The sequence below is a fragment of the Halalkaliarchaeum sp. AArc-CO genome (genome assembly GCF_024972735.1).
Classification (GTDB): domain Archaea; phylum Halobacteriota; class Halobacteria; order Halobacteriales; family Haloferacaceae; genus Halalkaliarchaeum.
The window spans coordinates 1,432,146-1,448,219 of the sequence record NZ_CP087723.1 but is presented as its reverse complement, the minus strand read 5'-3'; the positions used below and the strand labels follow the sequence as shown (position 1 = coordinate 1,448,219).

Below are 16,074 nucleotides of genomic sequence, written 5' to 3'. Positions count from 1 at the left end.
CGAAAACCGCCGTAGTTCGACGAACGTATAATCATCGATGCTGAAGTTCTTCGGCGTCAGGAGGCTTTTAACCTCGGATTGCGAAGCTTCTAAAGATGGGAGTCGTATCGGAACTATTCACGGCAGACCGGGTCGCGGTGGTCGGCGCCACACCCCGAGAGGGATCGATTGGCCGGGCCATCACCCGGAACCTCCTCGACGATTTCGAGGGCGAGGTGGTTCCGGTGAATCCAAACTACGACGAGGTGCTCGGCCTCACCGCGGTCGGCGACGTCGACGACGCCGACGCGGACCTCGCGGTGGTCGTTGTCCCGCCCTCGATCGTGATCGACGCGATCGAGTCGTGCGGGAAGGCTGGCGTTCGAAACGTCGTCGTCATCACGGCCGGCTTCGGCGAGGCCGGCGCCGACGGCGCACAGCGCGAACGGCGGCTCCAGGAGATCGCCACGGAGTACGGGCTGAACCTCGTCGGGCCCAACAGTCTCGGGATCATGTCTACGCCGTCGGGTATGAACGCCACGTTCGGCCCCGAGAACGCGATTCCCGGGGGGCTCTCGTTTATGAGCCAATCTGGCGCGTTCATCACCGCGGTCCTGGACTGGGCGAACGATCAGGGAATCGGCTTCAAGGACGTCGTTTCGCTGGGGAACAAGGCGGTGCTCGACGAGACGGACTTCCTCCGGACGTGGGGGGACGACGACGAGACCGACGTCGTCATCGGCTACCTCGAGGGGATCGAGGAGGGCCGGGAGTTCATCGACACTGCACGCGAGGTGACGAACGACACGCCGGTCGTGCTCGTCAAGTCGGGCCGGACGAGCGCTGGCGCGCAGGCCGCCTCATCCCACACGGGGACGCTCGCGGGTTCCGACCGGGCTTACGAGGCCGGGCTGGATCAGGCGGGGGTGCTCCGCGCGGAGTCGGTTCAGGAGCTGTTCGACTACGCCGGAGTGCTCGCCGGACAGCCGCTTCCCGAGACCGCGGACGTCGCGGTGATCACCAACGCCGGCGGGCCGGGCGTGATGGCGACCGACGCGATCGGGGACTCGGACCTCTCGATGGCGGCGTTCACCCCGGAAACCACCGACCGGCTCAAGGAGTCGATGCCCGAGGAGGCGAACATCCACAACCCGGTGGACATCATCGGGGACGCGGACATCGACCGGTTCAGGGAGGCGCTCGAGATCGTGCTCGCCGACGACAACGTCGGGTCGGCGCTGGTGTTGTCGGCGCCGACCGCAGTGCTTTCCTTCGACGACCTCGCGGAGGCGGCCGCGGACGTCCAGGCCGACACCGGTCTCCCGATCGCCACTTGTCTGATGGGTGGGGACGACGCCAGGGCCGCCGGACGGGAACTGCAGGAGTACGGGATCCCCTCGTATTTCGATCCGGCACGGGCGGTCTCGAGTCTCGATGCGTTAGCACGCTACAAACGCATCACCGAACGGGAGTACGAAGCGTCGACGGAGTTCGACGTCGACCGAGAACGCGCACGGGAGATACTCGGCGCTGTCCGTGGCCGCGACGACAACCGGCTCGGCGTGGAGGCGATGGGCCTCCTCGACGCCTACGGTATTCCGATCCCCGACGGCGACATCGTAAACTCCCCCGACACAGCGGAGTCGGTCGCCCGCGATATCGAGGGGCCGGTGGTGATGAAGATCGTCTCCCCGGACATCCTTCACAAATCCGACATCGGCGGCGTCGCCGTCGGCGTCGAAGACGAAGCTGTAGCCGACACGTACGAAGATCTCGTCACTCGGGCGCGCAACTACCAGCCCGACGCGGATCTCCTCGGGGTTCAGGTTCAGGAGATGGTCGACCTCGAGGACGGCATCGAGACCATCGTCGGAATGAACCGCGATCCACAGTTCGGGCCGCTGTTGATGTTCGGACTGGGCGGGATCTTCGTGGAGGTACTCGAAGACACCGCCTTCCGCGTTGCGCCGGTCGCGGAATCGGAAGCTCGCGAGATGACCGAGGAGGTGAAGACAGCACCGTTGCTGCGCGGCGCTCGCGGACGCGACCCAGTCGACGTTGACGGCATCGTCGAGACTGTCCAGCGGCTCTCACAGCTCGTGACGGACTTCCCGGCGATCCTCGAACTCGACATCAATCCACTGGTCGCGCTTCCCGAAGCCACGGGAGACGCGGACGACGAACAGCAGACGACGGGCGTTACGGCCGTCGACATCGCACTTACTGTCGATCCGGAGCAACTAGAGGCGGAACACAATGACTGACGACACACCGACGGAAAACGGCGGTACCGAAACTGAAACCACGGCGTCGAACCGGGACGGCGAGATCGAGACGATCCTGATCTCGGCCGTCGACGACGTGACCGGAAAGACGGCAGTCACGCTGGCGCTTGCGACCCACGCAACGGAGGAACGCTCGGTCGGATACATGAAGCCGAAGGGAACCCGCCTCGAAAGCAAAGTGGGCAAGACGCTCGATACGGATCCGATGCTGGCCAGAGAACTGCTGGGGCTGGAGGCCGAAATGCACGACCTCGAGCCGGTCGTCTACTCGCCGACGTTCATCGAGGGGGCGATCCAGGGACGCGAGGACCCCACAGAGCTGCGCGACCGCGTCCGGGAGGCGTTCGACTCCCTCAGATCCGGACACGACCTGATGTTTATCGAGGGCGGCGGTCGGTACACGACCGGCGGCGTCATCGATCTGACCGATGTCGACGTCGCGGAGCTGCTCGACGCCCGCGTCGTTCTCGTGGCGGACTACGAGGAGCCGGGCGATCTCGACGAACTGCTGGGGGCGGCTGACGCGTTCGGTGACCGACTGGCCGGGATCATCTTCAACGCTGTCGACGACGCCGCCTACGACGGGCTCGAACGAGACGCGATCCCCTTCCTCGAAGCGGAGGGGGTCGAGGTTTTCGGCGCGATCCCCGAGGTGCAAGAACTGTCCGGGGTCACCGTCGACGATCTGGCGGACGAACTCGGCGCGGACGTGCTCACGGATGTGCCCGGTGACGCCTTTGTCGAGCGGTTCCTGGTGGGCGCGATGGGCGGGGATGCTGCGCTCCGCCACTTCAGACGCGCCCGGGACGCGGCAGTGATCACCGGCGGCGATCGCTCCGACGTCCAGACGGCGGCCCTCGAGGCGCCGGGCGTGCGGTGTCTGGTGCTCACCGGCGGTCACCGCCCGTCCAGTGCCGTGCTGGGGAAGGCCACCGAAGCCGGCATGCCAGTGCTCGCGCTGAACACCGACACGCTCACCGCGATCGAGCGCGCCGAAAACGTCGTGCGTAGCGGGCGTACCCGGTCGCCGGAGACCGTCGAAGTGATGCGGGGACTGTTGCGCGAACACGCTGACGCCGACAGACTCCTCGAGTGAACCGTCACAGCGACGGTCGGTAACGTCACATTACCGCCAGACTCCGACGGGGTCGATTGCGAACGCGGGCTGGTTCTCTCGGAGAAACTCGATCGGCTTCAGGCGGCCCATACCTATTGGGCTTCGTGACTATCTCACGCTCATGGAGTTCGTCTGGGAAGCAAACCTTCGGTGTGGGAACTGCACCGCCGCGTTCAAGGGACGGTCGGTCGAATACGACGACCTCGGCTATCCGATCTGTCCCGCCTGCGGCGAGTCGCAAGGTCCGACCCCGCCCGGTCGGTTCGGGAGACGACGGACCTCGACGAGCGAGGTGTAAGCGGTTTCTGCTATCTCTCGACACGGCCCGAGGGCCGGGCCGAGACTTTATAGTGCCCCCCTCTCGGGGAGAGTAGTATGGAACCAGGCTTCGAGAATGCCGGCGCCACGGCAGAGGCACTGATCGGAAGCTGGGGATTCATTCCACACCCGTCGACGGCCGAACTCGCAGCGAGCGTCGGGTACGACTTCGTGGTCGTCGACGCGGAGCACTCGCCGATGTCCGACGAGACCGTAGCGGAGATGCTCCGGGCGATCGACGCCGCCAACGGCGACGCCGAGACGATGGTCCGCGTCGCCGACGACGACCCCACGACGCTTCAGCGAACACTCGATCTCGGTCCCGACGCGATTCTCGTCCCGATGGTCGACACCCCCGAACAGGCCGAGCGCATCGTTCGCGCCGTCCGGTACCCGCCGTCCGGCAGCCGGGGGATCGGACCCGCGCGATCGACGGGATACAGTCTCTCGCTCGCCGAGGCCGTCGAGGCCAACGACGACGCGTTCGCGCTTCACGTCCAGCTCGAGTCGGAGCAGGCGATCGACAACGCAGCCGAGATCGCTGCCGTCGACGGGATCGACGGCGTGTTCGTCGGGCCGATGGACCTCTCGTTGTCGATGGGGCAGCTCGGCGAGTACGACACCGACAGGTTTCAAAACGCGGTGGATCGGGCACTTGCTGCGGCCAGGGAAAACGACGTCGCCATCGGGACGTTAGCCACCGACGCGACCGAACGCGAGCAACGGCTCGCGTGGGGCGTCGACTACCTCGTCGCCGGCATCGATCTGCTCTACGTCGTCGACGGGGCGACGGAGGCGCTCGCCCACAGCAGGGAGCTTCTGGAGGAACAGTAGGAGAGCAGGTTGCTGACGCGGCGGGGTGTTCCTCCGTCAGTTCTCGGGTTCCGATCAGTCGCTGCCGTCGGGTTTGACCCGTCCCAGTTCGTAAAACTCGTCGTTGGGCCGCCAGTCGGCGAACGTCGCGAGCCTGTTCGAGAGGTTGAAAAACGCCGCGACGACGCCGACGTCCCACACTTCCGCCTCGGAGAATCCGGCGTCGTACAGGCGGTCGAGATCCTCGCGAGTAACTGTCTCTGGTCGTTCGGTAAGTTTCACGGCCACCTCGAGCATGACCCGGTGGGCGTCGCTTACGTCGGCGGTACGGTAGTTGGAGATCAGCTGCTCGGCGAGCTGTGGATCGCCGGCGTAGATCCGACACAGCGCGCCGTGGGCAACGTTGCAGTACAGACAGTGGTTGACCCCCGAGACGGCGACGACGATCATTTCGATTTCCGCCCGGTCGAGCGCACTCTCCTCGACGATCGCGTCGTGGAAGTCGACGAACGGCCGGAAATGCTCCGGTCTGTGCGCGAGCGCCGCGAACACGTTCGGCGTGAAGCCGGCGTCGGCGGTCTCCTGGGCGATTCGTTCCTGCAGATCTGCGGGGAGTTCGCCGAACTCCGGCACCGGGAAGTTGCGCTGTGCGTCGTCGGAAAGCGTCGGTTCGGATCCGCTCATGATCGGCGGTTCGACACACGAACCCTTCAAATCTGGTGCAGACGGAGCCGTTCGAGGAACAGGTCGATCCCGTCGTCGGTTTCGACGAACCCGACTGCCGACTGCCGGCCGCCCCGGGTTCGCGTCCGGAACTGCCACGCATCGAGGTCCTCGGGGACGAGTGCGACGGTTCGCTCGTCGATCCCGTTTTCGAGCGTCACCCACAGGACACCGTCGCGCTCCTCGACGGTTGCCTCCCGGATCCCCGCGTACGCCTCGTAGCGTCCCAACAGCGGATCGATCCGGTCGCGGTACGCGTAGTACGGCACAACGTCGGCGGGGTCTTCGTCCTGTAGGATAGCGACAATCCCTTCCGCGACCTGTGTCGGATGTGGCCGAGCGCCGACGTTGCAGGCAATCGCGACGCCGAGGCCCTCCTCGGGGAGAAACCCGACGTACGCGGTCGAGACCATGATCGAACCCCCGTGTCCGATCAGCCGTCTCCCGGCGATTTCACGGGTGCGCCAGCCGTAGCCGTACGGCCCGGACGGGGTGTCGACGTGGCCCTCGTGAGCTCGGGATAGCAGGTCCGGATCGACGAGTTGCGTGCCGTCCGAAAACGGTTCACCGCCCGATAGGTGGTACCGAAGATAGGCGGCGAGTTCCCCGACGGTGCCGAAGAGGCCGCCCGGCCCGTGGCTCAGCTCCCGGACTGGAAGGGACGCCTCCTGGGGTCCGTTCTCGCCCGGACGGTACGGCGTCATCACATCTACTGTGTCCTCGCCGGAACCGTTGCCGTCGCCGTCGCCGTCGCCGTCGCCGTCGCTGTTTGCGTCGGGTCCAGGGAGGTGATCCGAGAGCAGCCGGGAGCGCTCCATGCCGAGCGAATCGAGAATCTCCCGGTCGAAATAGTCGGCGAACCGCCGACCGCTGGCTCGTTCGACGGCGTCCGCGAGCAGGACGTACCCCTCGTTGTTGTACATAAATCGTCCCTCGCTGTGTGCGTCCCGTTCGTCCCCGGCGCCGTCGACGTGGGCGTACACGTCGTCCATGTCGCCGAGAGGGATCCCGTGTTCCCCGGCACCGCCCTGGCGCGCAATCAGTACCTCGCTCGTCCCCAGGGACGGCAGCCCCGAAGTGTGTGTCAGCAGCTGATGGAGCGTCACCTCCTCGGCCCCGTCGAAGGCGGCCGGCGTGTGATCGGCGATCGAATCCGAAAGGTCGAACCAGCCGTTCTCGACCCCCTGGAGCACGGCCAGCGCCGTGAACGACTTCGTGACAGAGCCGAACCCGTAGAGCGTGGTCGGCGTCGCCGGCGCGTTGCTCGCCAGGTCGCGGGAACCGAACCCGTCGGCGTAGACGACTTCGTTGCGGTCGGTGACAGCGAGGCTCGCTCCCGGGACGTTCGCCTCGCTCATCCACTCGCGGACGAAGGACGCGATTTCCCGTCGGGTGTCGGTCGGTAGCTCGGCCATATCGCTATCCGTGCGGCCAGCCGACTTCAAACCCCGCGTACCGAGAGAGACGGCCGGTTCGAACGCCACCCCACGTACTAGGGACGACGACAGGGCGGTGGGTTCGAATCCTGCTTTTGACGGCACACTTATTGGCCTGTTATGTGAGTAATTCGATATGGCCGATCGGGACGTCGAGGTGCCGATCGACGGAGAACAGGTCGCCGGGACGGGAGCGAACGTCGAAGGAGTCCGGCCCGAAGACGAACCAGAGGCAGTTACCGAGGGCGCGACAGTTCACGACGACGACGTCGAACTCGAACGGACGATCGGGCTCGCGGGCGGGCTCGCGATCGGGATCGGCACGATGATCGGTGCGGGGATTTTCGTGTTCCCGGGGCTAGCTGCTGGGAATGCGGGGCCGGCGGCCGCCCTGTCGTTCGCCATCGGGGGCGTCATCGCCCTGCTGGTCGCCCTGCCGGCGTCGGAACTCGCGACGGCCATGCCCCGAAGTGGCGGGGGGTATTACTTCGTCTCCCGGAGCATGGGCACCGGGTACGGCGCAATCGTCGGGCTCGGGCTGTGGCTCGGACTCGTTTTCGCCTCCGCGTTTTACCTGGTCGGACTGGGTCACTACGCCGCAGCAGTGTTCGCGGAGGTCGGCATCGGACTCCCGGTCAGCCCGGTGATTCCGCTGGGACTGCTGTTTGCCGTCGCGTTGACCGCGCTGAGTATCGGCGGAACCGAAAACACCGCCAAAATTCAGAACGCAGTCGTCGGGATCCTGCTCGTGATCCTAACGGTCTTCCTGTCGTACGGTGCGCTGGACGCGGTGGGCGTTTTCGGCCGGGAGACGGTGCCAGAAGCGTTCTTCCCGCGGGGCTATCTGCCTGTGTTGACCACTGCCGCGCTCGTGTTCACTTCGTATCTCGGATTCGCACAGGTGGCGACGGTCGCCGGCGACATCAAACAGCCCAGCCGGAACCTCCCGCTCGCGATGGTCGGCTCGGTGATCGTCGTGACGGTCTTTTACGTGGCGACGATTTTCGTTGCGACCAGCGCGTTCGCTGCGGAGCAACTCGCGGGGTTCGGAGAGACGGCGATGGTCGAAGTTGCACGCGAATTCGTCGGACTGCCTGGCGCGGTCGCGATCCTGTTTGCCGGGCTGTTGGCGACCTTCTCGAGCGCGAACGCCTCGATCCTGAGTGCCTCCCGAACCGTGTACGCGCTGAGCCGGGACGCGCTGTTGCCCCGGAAGGCAAGCGAGATCAACCTCCGATACGGCACTCCACACGTCGCGCTTTTGGCGGCCGGTGGCCCGATCCTGCTTTTGACCGCAACCGGGCAGGTCGAGGTACTCGCAGAGGTGGCCTCGTTCCTCCATTTGATCATGTACGGGCTGATTTGCATTGCGGTGATCGTGCTGCGCCGTCGTGCCCCGGCGTGGTACGAACCGAGCTACCGGATGCCCGGCTTTCCGGTCCTGCCAGGAATCGGCGCGGTCGCAAGTTTCGGGCTGATCGTCTTCATGCAGCCCGCCTCGATCGTCATCGGCATCGGCGTGATGATCCTCTCGTACCTCTGGTACCGGTACTACGCCGGAACCGTCGAACTCAAAGGTGACTTCTGACCATGACAGACAGACCCAACGTACTCGTTCCGATCCGCATCCTCGAGGGGGAATCGATCCCGGAGGGCGTCCCAGACCTGCTCGCGAACGCTCACGTCGTCCTGCTGGGCTATCACGTCATCCCCGACCAGACTGCGCCCGGCCAGGCACGGATGCAGTTCGAAGAGCGCGCCTCACAGCGCCTCGACGAGTTCGAGGAGATACTCGAGGAGTCCGGGGCGACCGTCGAAACCCGACTCGTGTTCACACACGATGGGCAGACGACGATCGACCGGATGATTTACGAACACGACTGTGTCGCCGCACTCGTTCCGAAGGCGACCGGCCCGCCGGAGGACGTACTCGTCGCAGTCCGCGGAACCGTCGGCGTCGACCGCATCGCCCGCGTGGTGGCGGGGCTGTTCGCGGACACTGAGGTCGGAGTGACGCTGTACCACCTCGCAGCCGAAGACGAAACAGACGAGGACGTCCAGACCCTTTTAGACGGCGTCGCTGATCGCCTGACAGAGCTGGGGATGGACGAGAGCGCAGTCCAGACGCGCATCGGCCGTGGCAAGGATCCCAAGCAGGCGATCGCCGACGCCGCAGACGAGTTCGACGCGGTCGTGATGGGGGAGTCGGACCCGTCGATCGCGACGTTCGTGTTCGGAATGCGGGCCAAACAGGTCGCAGAGCGGTTCCTCGGCCCGGTGGTCGTCGTCCAGCGCGAACGGCCCGAAACGGAACCTGGCGGGAATCCCGGCGAGGACGACACCGGCGAGCCCCAGTGAACGACGAGTAGCGGAAGCGTCGGCGGCGTCCGTTACTGCTAAACGGATGCCAGCGGATTCGGAGATATGGACTATCACGAGGCGGCGAATTTCCTTTTCGGCCTCCGCCGATTCGCCATCGATCCGGGTACAGACTCGGTGAAGGAACTGCTCGCGGAGCTCGGAAACCCCCAGGACTCGTTCGACAGTATCCAAGTCGCCGGGAGCAACGGCAAGGGAAGCACCGCGCGGATGGTCGAATCGATCCTCCGGGCGGACGGAAACACTGTCGGACTGTACACTTCCCCCCATCTCGGAGATCTCGGCGAGGAGGTCCGGATCGACGGGCGGCCGATGGCCGACGCCGCGATCGCGGAGTTCGTCTCGGAGGTTCGACCCTGGCTCGTCGACCGGTCGCCCGCCGACGATCCGCTTACGTTCTTCGAAGTCGTCACCGCGATGGCGCTGTGGCAGTTCGAACGCGCCGACGTCGACGTCGCGGTCCTGGAGGTCGGGATGGGGGGCGAGTACGACGCGACCAGCGCCGTCGACCCGATCGCCTCCTGTGTGACGAACGTGTCCCTCGAGCATACCGACGTGCTGGGCGACACAGTCGAGGAGATCGCCCGGACGAAGGCGGCCGTCGCGCCTGTCGACGCCCCACTCGTCACCGCCGCGAGCGGCGACGCCCTCGAAACGCTCCGAGAGGTTGCAGGCGAGCTGTTCACCGTCGGCGTCGAGGCCGACCGCGACGTCGTCGTGCGGCCGGAGGGTCGCGTCTCGAGTCAGGAATCGGCGGTGTCGATCGTCGGCGACGGGTGGGAGTTCGAGGCACGGATCCCTCTCCTGGGTGACTACCAGGCCACAAACGCCGGGGTCGCAGTCGCCCTGGCCGGCCAGGTGATCGGGTTCGATTCGGTCGCCGAACCGGGAGAAAGCGACGGTGGGCGCTCCGACACCCCGTTCCATCGAGGGCTCCGACGGGCGAACTGGCCGGGACGTTTCGAGGTGTTCTCCGAGTCACCGCTTGTGGTGCTGGACGGCGCCCACAACCCCGACGCGTGCGCGACGGTCGCCGAGACGCTCTCGACGTTCGCGTACGACGACCTGGAGATCGTGTTCGCGGCGATGCACGACAAAGATCACGCCGGAATGGCCGCAGCGCTGCCCGACGCCGCGCGCGTGACCGTCTGCGAGGCGGACCTCGAACGGGCCGCCGACGCCGACGTCCTCGCGAGGGCGACCGAGGCCACCGTCGACCGGGAGACCGTCGTCGAAACGGCCAGTTCGATCCCGCAGGCGTTCGCCGACGCCCGGGAACGTGCCGGCGACGACGACGCCGTGTTGCTCACTGGATCGCTGTCGGCCGTCCGTGAGGCGAGATCGGCGTACACGCGGCTTCAAATACCGACGCGCGTCGAGAGCCGTACAGATGCCGAACGGCTCCTCGCCGACGCCGACGTTGCGCCATCCGCGGCCGATCGCCTGGCCGACGGGATGACACACCACGTCGTTCGCACACGGCTCGAGCCCGGCGAGGCCCGGACGGTCCGTACCGAACTCCTCAGAGCCGGCGGCGAGTGTGGCGTCTCGGATGTCGAATCGGGCGAACGGGTGTCCGTTGTCCTGTCGGGGACCCGTCTCGAGTTCGACCGGTTGATCGACGCCCTCGAGAGCCACCGCGTCGGGCTCCCGACGATCGCAGCCGAACTGCGTCGGCGTCTCAAATCGGAACCGGAACCGAAAAGCCGGACGCAAACTTCCGGCGTCGACGACCCAACCTATCCCTGGGAGAACGGGACCGCAGTAATGGGGATCTTGAACGTCACGCCGGACTCGTTCCACGACGGGGGCGAGTACTACGACCTCGAGGACGCCGTCGCCCAGGCCGAGACGATGGTCGAGGCCGGCGCGGACGTCGTCGACGTCGGCGGCGAGTCGACTCGGCCGGGAGCCGAACCGATCTCCGTCGAGGAGGAGATTCGACGCGTGGTTCCGGTTATCGAGGCAGTCTCGGAAGTCGACGCACTGGTGTCGGTCGACAGTCGTCGGGCCGCCGTCGCCGAGGCGGCGCTCGATGCGGGCGCTGACGTTCTCAACGACGTGACCGGACTCCAGGATCCGGAGATGCGCTTCCTGGCGGCAGACCGGGACGTCCCGGTCGTGGTGATGCACAGCGTCGACGCGCCGGTCGTTCCGGGGCAACACGTCGAGTACGACGACGTCGTCGACGACGTACTGAGCGACCTCCGCGAGCGGGTGCTGCTCGCCGAGAAGGCGGGGGTTCCCCGGGAGAACGTCGTGATCGATCCGGGACTCGGATTCGGAAAGTCACCAGAAGAGAGTTTCGAACTGCTCGACCGCATCGAGGAGTTCCAGGCGCTTGGCTGTCCGGTACTGGTGGGACACTCTCACAAGTCGATGTTCGAACGCGCCGGCGGGGAGGCGGGCGAGGCGTACGCCGAGACCATCGCCGGGACCGCGATCGCAGCGGATCGAGGGGCTGACGTGGTGCGCGTCCACGACGTCCCCGAAAACGTCGCCGCCGTGAACGTCGCGGCCGCAACCCGCGAGGGGACGAAACAGAGCGACAGGTGGTGAGTTCCGTGAGCGAACCGTACGAGGCGGTGCTCCCGTACCCCGACGGGAACGCCACCGCGAACAGGTTCGCAAAAACCGCTGGGGAGTACGGCTACGGTGGGGTCATCCTGCGGTCGCAGATGGGTCGTTCCGACGGGAGCCCGACTCTACCGGCCCCTGACTCCGAGAGATCGGATCCGTACGGCGTCGACGTCGTTTCCGGCGTCGAAATCGTTCCCGATTCGCCGACGCGGGTCGGCGGGGTCGTCTCATCGGTTCGGGACCGAACGGTCGTGGTGATCGTTCGCGGCGGCGATTCCGGTGTCAACCGCGCCGCGCTCGAGGACTCCCGGGTCGACGTTCTCTCCCGGCCGTTCGGCGACGACGGAGCTGGCGGAACCGAGGGAGGTGACGTAAATCACGTGCTCGTGAAGGCGGCCCGCGACAACGACGTCGCCATCGAGTACGACCTCTCTCCAGTGGTCCGGCTCTCCGGCGGTCGCCGGGTTCGAGCCCTCGGGCGGCTCCGGAAGTTGCGGGAGCTGACCGAGCACTACGGGGCGCCGTTCGTCGTGAGTGTCCGTCCAGACTCCCACCTCCGAGTGCGTTCGGTTCGGGAGCTGTGTGCACTCGGTGTACAGATCGGGTTCGATGAGGGGGAGATACGAGAGGGGCTCGAGCGCTGGGGCGAGATCGCAGATCGAAACCGACGACGGCTCTCCGAGTCGTTCATTGGGGAGGGGATCGAACGTGGGAGATATGAAACGGAGTATTGAGGAACACGCCGAGCGCTTCTCGCAGAAGGCCGACGAGTACGACGACTCGAACACGCAGGAGTACCGCGCCTGCGCCGGTCTGGTGATACAGCACGCGGCGCCCGAATCCAGCGACGTCGTCCTGGATCTGGGGACCGGTACCGGTGCGATCGCGCTGGCGCTTGCTCCCGACGCCGACCGGGTCGTCGGTCGGGACATAAGCGAGGGCATGCTCGAAGAGGCCGAGCGAAAACGCGAGGAAGCCGCCCTCGACAACGTCTCGTTCGGAACCGGCTCGTTTCGGGAGCCGAACTACGACGGCCCCGCCGACGTGGTCACCTCGAACTTCGCGTTGCACCACCTCGCCGACGAGGAAAAGCGAGAGGCGATCGAGGTCGTTGCCGGCTTCGAACCCCGGCGATTCGTCCTCGGTGACGTGATGTTCTTCGGCGAGCCCGACCCCGAGGAACCGTTTTACAGTCCGGAGGTGGACGACCCGGCGACGGTGGGGGTTCTTGCGGACGCGTTCACCGACGCGGGATTCGCGATCACCGCCGTCGAGCACGTCCATCCACAGGTGGGCGTGCTCGTCGGCGAGTACGCCGGGGACGGGCGGTCTAACGGCACACTGGAATGAGAGGATGATCCGATGAAACACCTCCCGAAACATCTCCAGCCCCGGTGGCGCTATCTCGCTGTCGGAATCGAGTCCTGGCCGGACACGTCGATCGACCGGGGCGCGTTCCAGCGCGAACTGTGGTACGCTGCCGGCAACCTTCTGGGGGATCCGGGGAGCGCAGACGCCGACCTCCGAGTGTTCGCGTTCCGGTTCGCCGACGGCGACGGTGAAGCGGTCGTTCGCGTTCGGCGCGGCGAGGTCGACCCCGCCAGGGCGGCGATCGCCTGCGTGGACGAGATCGGCGGGGCGCCGGTCGGCATCCGCGTGCGGGGCGTTTCGGGAACAGTCCGGGCGTGTTCGGAAAGGTATTTAGGACGTGCGGGCGGAAAAACCAACCAGAGAGACGTGGCGTTCGCGAACGAGCGTCGGTCCGCGTGGAAACGCGACGAGGCGTACGACGTCCGGACCGACGAGGGGTTCGTGGGCGCGACGGGACTCGATTTCGAGTGATACTATGCAGGGACAAGCCCAACAGCAGGCGTACGACCGCGGGATCACCATCTTCTCGCCGGACGGACGGCTCTATCAGGTCGAGTACGCACGCGAGGCGGTCAAGCGAGGCACCGCGAGCGTCGGCATCCGGACGGCCGACGGAGTCGTGCTCGCGGCGGACAAACGCCCGCGCTCCTCGCTGATGGAGCCGGCGAGCATCGAGAAGATCCACAAGGCCGACGACCACGTCGGAATCGCTTCGGCGGGTCACGTCGCCGACGCCCGGCAGCTGATCGACTTCGCCCGGCGGTTCGCCCAGATCAACCACCTCCGGTACGGCGAAGCGGTCGGCATCGAGACCCTGACGAAAACGGTGACAGACCACATCCAGCAGTACACCCAGATCGGCGGCGCGCGCCCGTTCGGCGTCGCGTTGATCATCGGCGGAGTCTCCAACGGCGAACCCCGATTGTTCGAAACCGACCCCTCCGGGACACCCTACGAGTGGAAGGCGCTGTCGATCGGATCGAACCGGTCGGAGATCAGAAACTTCCTCGAGGAGCGGTACCACGACGAGATCACCCTCGAGGAGGGGATCGGTCTCGCGCTCGAGGCGATCGCCGAGAGCAACGACGAGGGGCTCACGCCAGAGGGCGTCGGCGTCGCGACCGTCTCGGTCGAGGACGAACAGTTCCACGATCGGTCGCCCGAGGAGATCGAGGAGATTCTGGAGGAGCACGATCTGCTTGCAAGCGACGAAGACGACGAAGAAGCAGGCGAAGACGACGAAGAAGCAGGCGAAGACGACACAGACGAAAGCGACGACACCGAGCAGTAACGGCCCGCTCACCTCATCCGCCCCACATGGTCGCCGACCGAACGGACGCGTACGCGTTCGAACCCGGCACGCCCTCCCCCGAACGGTTCACCGAACTCCGCCGCCGTTCCGGGATGACGCCCCGCACGGTCGAGTCGGCCCGGCGCGGGCTGCCGGGCACCCTGTACGGGGTCGTTGTTACCGTCGACGGCACATCCGAACGCACCGCAACTACCGACGACGTTCACGAAGAGAGCAACGACGGGGCGACCGTCGGGATGGGGCGGATCGTCGGCGACGGCGGCGCAGTGTATCAGATCTCGGACGTGGCGGTGCATCCCGACCACCAGGGCAACGGGATCGGGACGGAAATCATGGATCGGTTGATGGCGTACCTCGAGGAGACTGCGCCCACGGGGGCGTACGTGAACCTGATCGCCGACGTCGACGGGTTTTACGAACAGTGGGGGTTCGAACCCGTCGCTCCGGGGTCGAAAGGGATGGGACGCTACATTGAGTGAGGTCCGCCGGCGTCCCGTTTCAGGACTCCTCGTACGCGAGGTTCATCAACCACTGCGAGAAGGCGTCGCTTTGCGGGTTGACCTCCTCTTCGCCGATAAACGGGGAGAGCATGTCGCCTGCCATCAAAAGCTCGAAGTCGAGGTCGCGCGCCGTGGGTCGGAGGAGATAGGTGTTGTGTCCCTGGTAGACGGTTTCTTCCCGCTCGATGAGATCCGTACTCTCGAGTTTGTCCGCGATCCGGCTTCCCTTCCGCGAGGAGATGTCCAGCTCCTTCCAGAAGTCGCTTTGGTGGATTCCCCCGGTCTCTCGGACGAGCTCGAGTCCAGCGAGCTCGTCGGCCGACAGTTCAGCTTCCTCCTCGGAGACGCTCATACACGTACACCCGCCTGCGAGTCGCTTAAAACCTGCTCTCTCGCTCTGCTTCGATCGTGAACGTCCCGTCGAGGTCGACCGGTTCTGCGGGCGTCTCGCAGGGGGGTCCGTCGGCGTAGTCGTACCGTACGTCGCCGTCGCTCGAAAGCCGAACCAGTGACGACGACCGGGTACCGAAGCCGTCGCCGTGTACGCAGACTCCCGCCTCGTGATCCCCGAGGGCTCCGCCCGCCCGGTCGAGCCAGCGGTCGGCCGTCTCTCCCGGCTCGGGCTGGAGGCGAGCTCTGAGTTCGTCGGCGTTTTGCGCCTGCGTTTCACCGAGTTCGGCACGCTCGTGGGGAATCTCGTAGACCCCGTCCGCGCCGACGTTGACGACGACGTGAACGCCGGGAGCGAAGCTGCGAACCTGGAAGCGGCCGGTCCACTCCAGGAGATGAGCGCTCTCGGCGTCGGCGAGAACGAGGTTGAATCCCTCGTATGCGGTCCGGTCGAGCTCCCGTTCGACGTGTCTCGCCGCGTCCGTTGCCGAATCCGAACGGAGACAGTCCGCTACCAGAAGCCCCCGCGAACGGTCCCCCTTCAGGTCGGACGCGTTCCAGCGGTTAGTGATCGCAGCGAACACCCCCCGATCGTTGAGGCCGATCCAGGTTCCCCCAGCCCGGTCGTCGACCGGCGCGAGCACGGCTGGACCGGGTTCGCCCGTAGACGCTGCGATCCCGTCCGAACGAATCTTCGGTGGCGATGACGGGCGGTCGGTCGCCTCGTCCCGGTTCGCCGCCGCGACGATGGGCGCGTCGGGGAACACCTGCCAGGCGAGTGTCAGGGTACACACGGGTCGGGGTACGACGGCACTACTTATAAAAGCCAATAGGCACAGAGAGACCGCTTCCGGGCGCTTTATTCGGCGCT

16 protein-coding genes are annotated in these 16,074 nt (G+C 66.1%); 12 read left to right on the top strand and 4 right to left on the bottom strand.

From position 1 onward, the window contains the following. Positions 1–95: 95 nt before the first annotated feature. The 4 genes from AArcCO_RS07805 (at position 96) to AArcCO_RS07790 (ending at position 4,533) form a co-directional block, all read left to right on the top strand. On the top strand, positions 96–2,243 hold the full coding sequence (locus tag AArcCO_RS07805) for an acetate--CoA ligase family protein (protein ID WP_259536330.1): 2,148 nt from the start codon (positions 96–98) through the stop codon (positions 2,241–2,243). Further along, on the top strand, positions 2,236–3,360 hold the full coding sequence (locus AArcCO_RS07800; RefSeq protein ID WP_345780880.1) for a phosphotransacetylase family protein: 1,125 nt from the start codon (positions 2,236–2,238) through the stop codon (positions 3,358–3,360). Before AArcCO_RS07805 ends, AArcCO_RS07800 begins: the two co-directional genes overlap by 8 nt. A gap of 142 nt (positions 3,361–3,502) precedes the next feature. Beyond that, positions 3,503–3,679: a hypothetical protein gene (locus AArcCO_RS07795; RefSeq protein ID WP_259536329.1), complete on the top strand. Its 177-nt coding sequence runs from the start codon at positions 3,503–3,505 to the stop codon at positions 3,677–3,679. A 77-nt stretch (positions 3,680–3,756) separates the two neighbouring features. Beyond that, positions 3,757–4,533, top strand: coding sequence for an HpcH/HpaI aldolase family protein (locus AArcCO_RS07790; protein WP_259536328.1), 777 nt, complete (start codon positions 3,757–3,759; stop codon positions 4,531–4,533). A 54-nt stretch (positions 4,534–4,587) separates the two neighbouring features. Here AArcCO_RS07790 and AArcCO_RS07785 read toward each other — a convergent pair whose 3' ends face one another. Together AArcCO_RS07785 and AArcCO_RS07780 are read right to left on the bottom strand one after the other, a co-directional pair. Then, positions 4,588–5,196, bottom strand: coding sequence for a peroxidase-related enzyme (locus AArcCO_RS07785; protein WP_259536327.1), 609 nt, complete (start codon positions 5,194–5,196; stop codon positions 4,588–4,590). Between the two features lie 26 nt (positions 5,197–5,222). Further along, positions 5,223–6,650: a serine hydrolase domain-containing protein gene (locus AArcCO_RS07780; RefSeq protein WP_259536326.1), complete on the bottom strand. Its 1,428-nt coding sequence runs from the start codon at positions 6,648–6,650 to the stop codon at positions 5,223–5,225. A gap of 157 nt (positions 6,651–6,807) precedes the next feature. On the opposite strand from AArcCO_RS07780, the gene AArcCO_RS07775 reads away from it, so the two are divergent. The 8 genes from AArcCO_RS07775 (at position 6,808) to AArcCO_RS07740 (ending at position 14,792) form a co-directional block, all read left to right on the top strand. Continuing rightward, the gene (locus AArcCO_RS07775) at positions 6,808–8,259 is read left to right on the top strand and encodes an APC family permease (RefSeq protein ID WP_259536325.1); all 1,452 of its coding nucleotides are present in this window, start codon (positions 6,808–6,810) and stop codon (positions 8,257–8,259) included. A gap of 2 nt (positions 8,260–8,261) precedes the next feature. Continuing rightward, positions 8,262–9,029 carry a putative universal stress family protein gene (locus tag AArcCO_RS07770; RefSeq protein WP_259536324.1) on the top strand — a complete coding sequence of 256 codons (768 nt, stop codon included), beginning with the start codon at positions 8,262–8,264 and terminating at the stop codon, positions 9,027–9,029. Positions 9,030–9,095: 66 nt separating this feature from the next. Further along, complete coding sequence (gene folP / locus AArcCO_RS07765; RefSeq protein ID WP_259536323.1) at positions 9,096–11,609, top strand: dihydropteroate synthase; 2,514 nt, start codon at positions 9,096–9,098, stop codon at positions 11,607–11,609. 5 nt (positions 11,610–11,614) lie between these two features. Beyond that, positions 11,615–12,364 carry an RNase P subunit p30 family protein gene (locus AArcCO_RS07760; RefSeq protein WP_259536322.1) on the top strand — a complete coding sequence of 250 codons (750 nt, stop codon included), beginning with the start codon at positions 11,615–11,617 and terminating at the stop codon, positions 12,362–12,364. Beyond that, a complete protein-coding gene (locus tag AArcCO_RS07755; RefSeq protein ID WP_259536321.1) occupies positions 12,348–12,980 on the top strand; it encodes a class I SAM-dependent methyltransferase in 633 nt (210 codons plus the stop codon). The genes AArcCO_RS07760 and AArcCO_RS07755 overlap by 17 nt, the downstream gene beginning before the upstream one ends. A gap of 12 nt (positions 12,981–12,992) precedes the next feature. Next, positions 12,993–13,472, top strand: a complete 480-nt coding sequence (locus AArcCO_RS07750; RefSeq protein WP_259536320.1) for an Rpp14/Pop5 family protein — start codon at positions 12,993–12,995, stop codon at positions 13,470–13,472. A gap of 4 nt (positions 13,473–13,476) precedes the next feature. Beyond that, entirely contained in the window at positions 13,477–14,292 is an 816-nt protein-coding gene (gene psmA / locus AArcCO_RS07745; RefSeq protein WP_259536319.1) for an archaeal proteasome endopeptidase complex subunit alpha, read from the top strand. A gap of 26 nt (positions 14,293–14,318) precedes the next feature. Beyond that, entirely contained in the window at positions 14,319–14,792 is a 474-nt protein-coding gene (locus AArcCO_RS07740; protein WP_259536318.1) for a GNAT family N-acetyltransferase, read from the top strand. A 19-nt stretch (positions 14,793–14,811) separates the two neighbouring features. Here the strand turns inward: AArcCO_RS07740 and AArcCO_RS07735 are convergent, their stop codons facing one another. Both AArcCO_RS07735 and AArcCO_RS07730 read right to left on the bottom strand, forming a co-directional pair. Further along, on the bottom strand, positions 14,812–15,165 hold the full coding sequence (locus AArcCO_RS07735; protein WP_259536317.1) for a helix-turn-helix transcriptional regulator: 354 nt from the start codon (positions 15,163–15,165) through the stop codon (positions 14,812–14,814). Positions 15,166–15,190: 25 nt separating this feature from the next. Next, the gene (locus AArcCO_RS07730) at positions 15,191–15,997 is read right to left on the bottom strand and encodes an NRDE family protein (RefSeq protein ID WP_259536316.1); all 807 of its coding nucleotides are present in this window, start codon (positions 15,995–15,997) and stop codon (positions 15,191–15,193) included. Between the last annotated feature and the right edge of the window lie 77 nt (positions 15,998–16,074).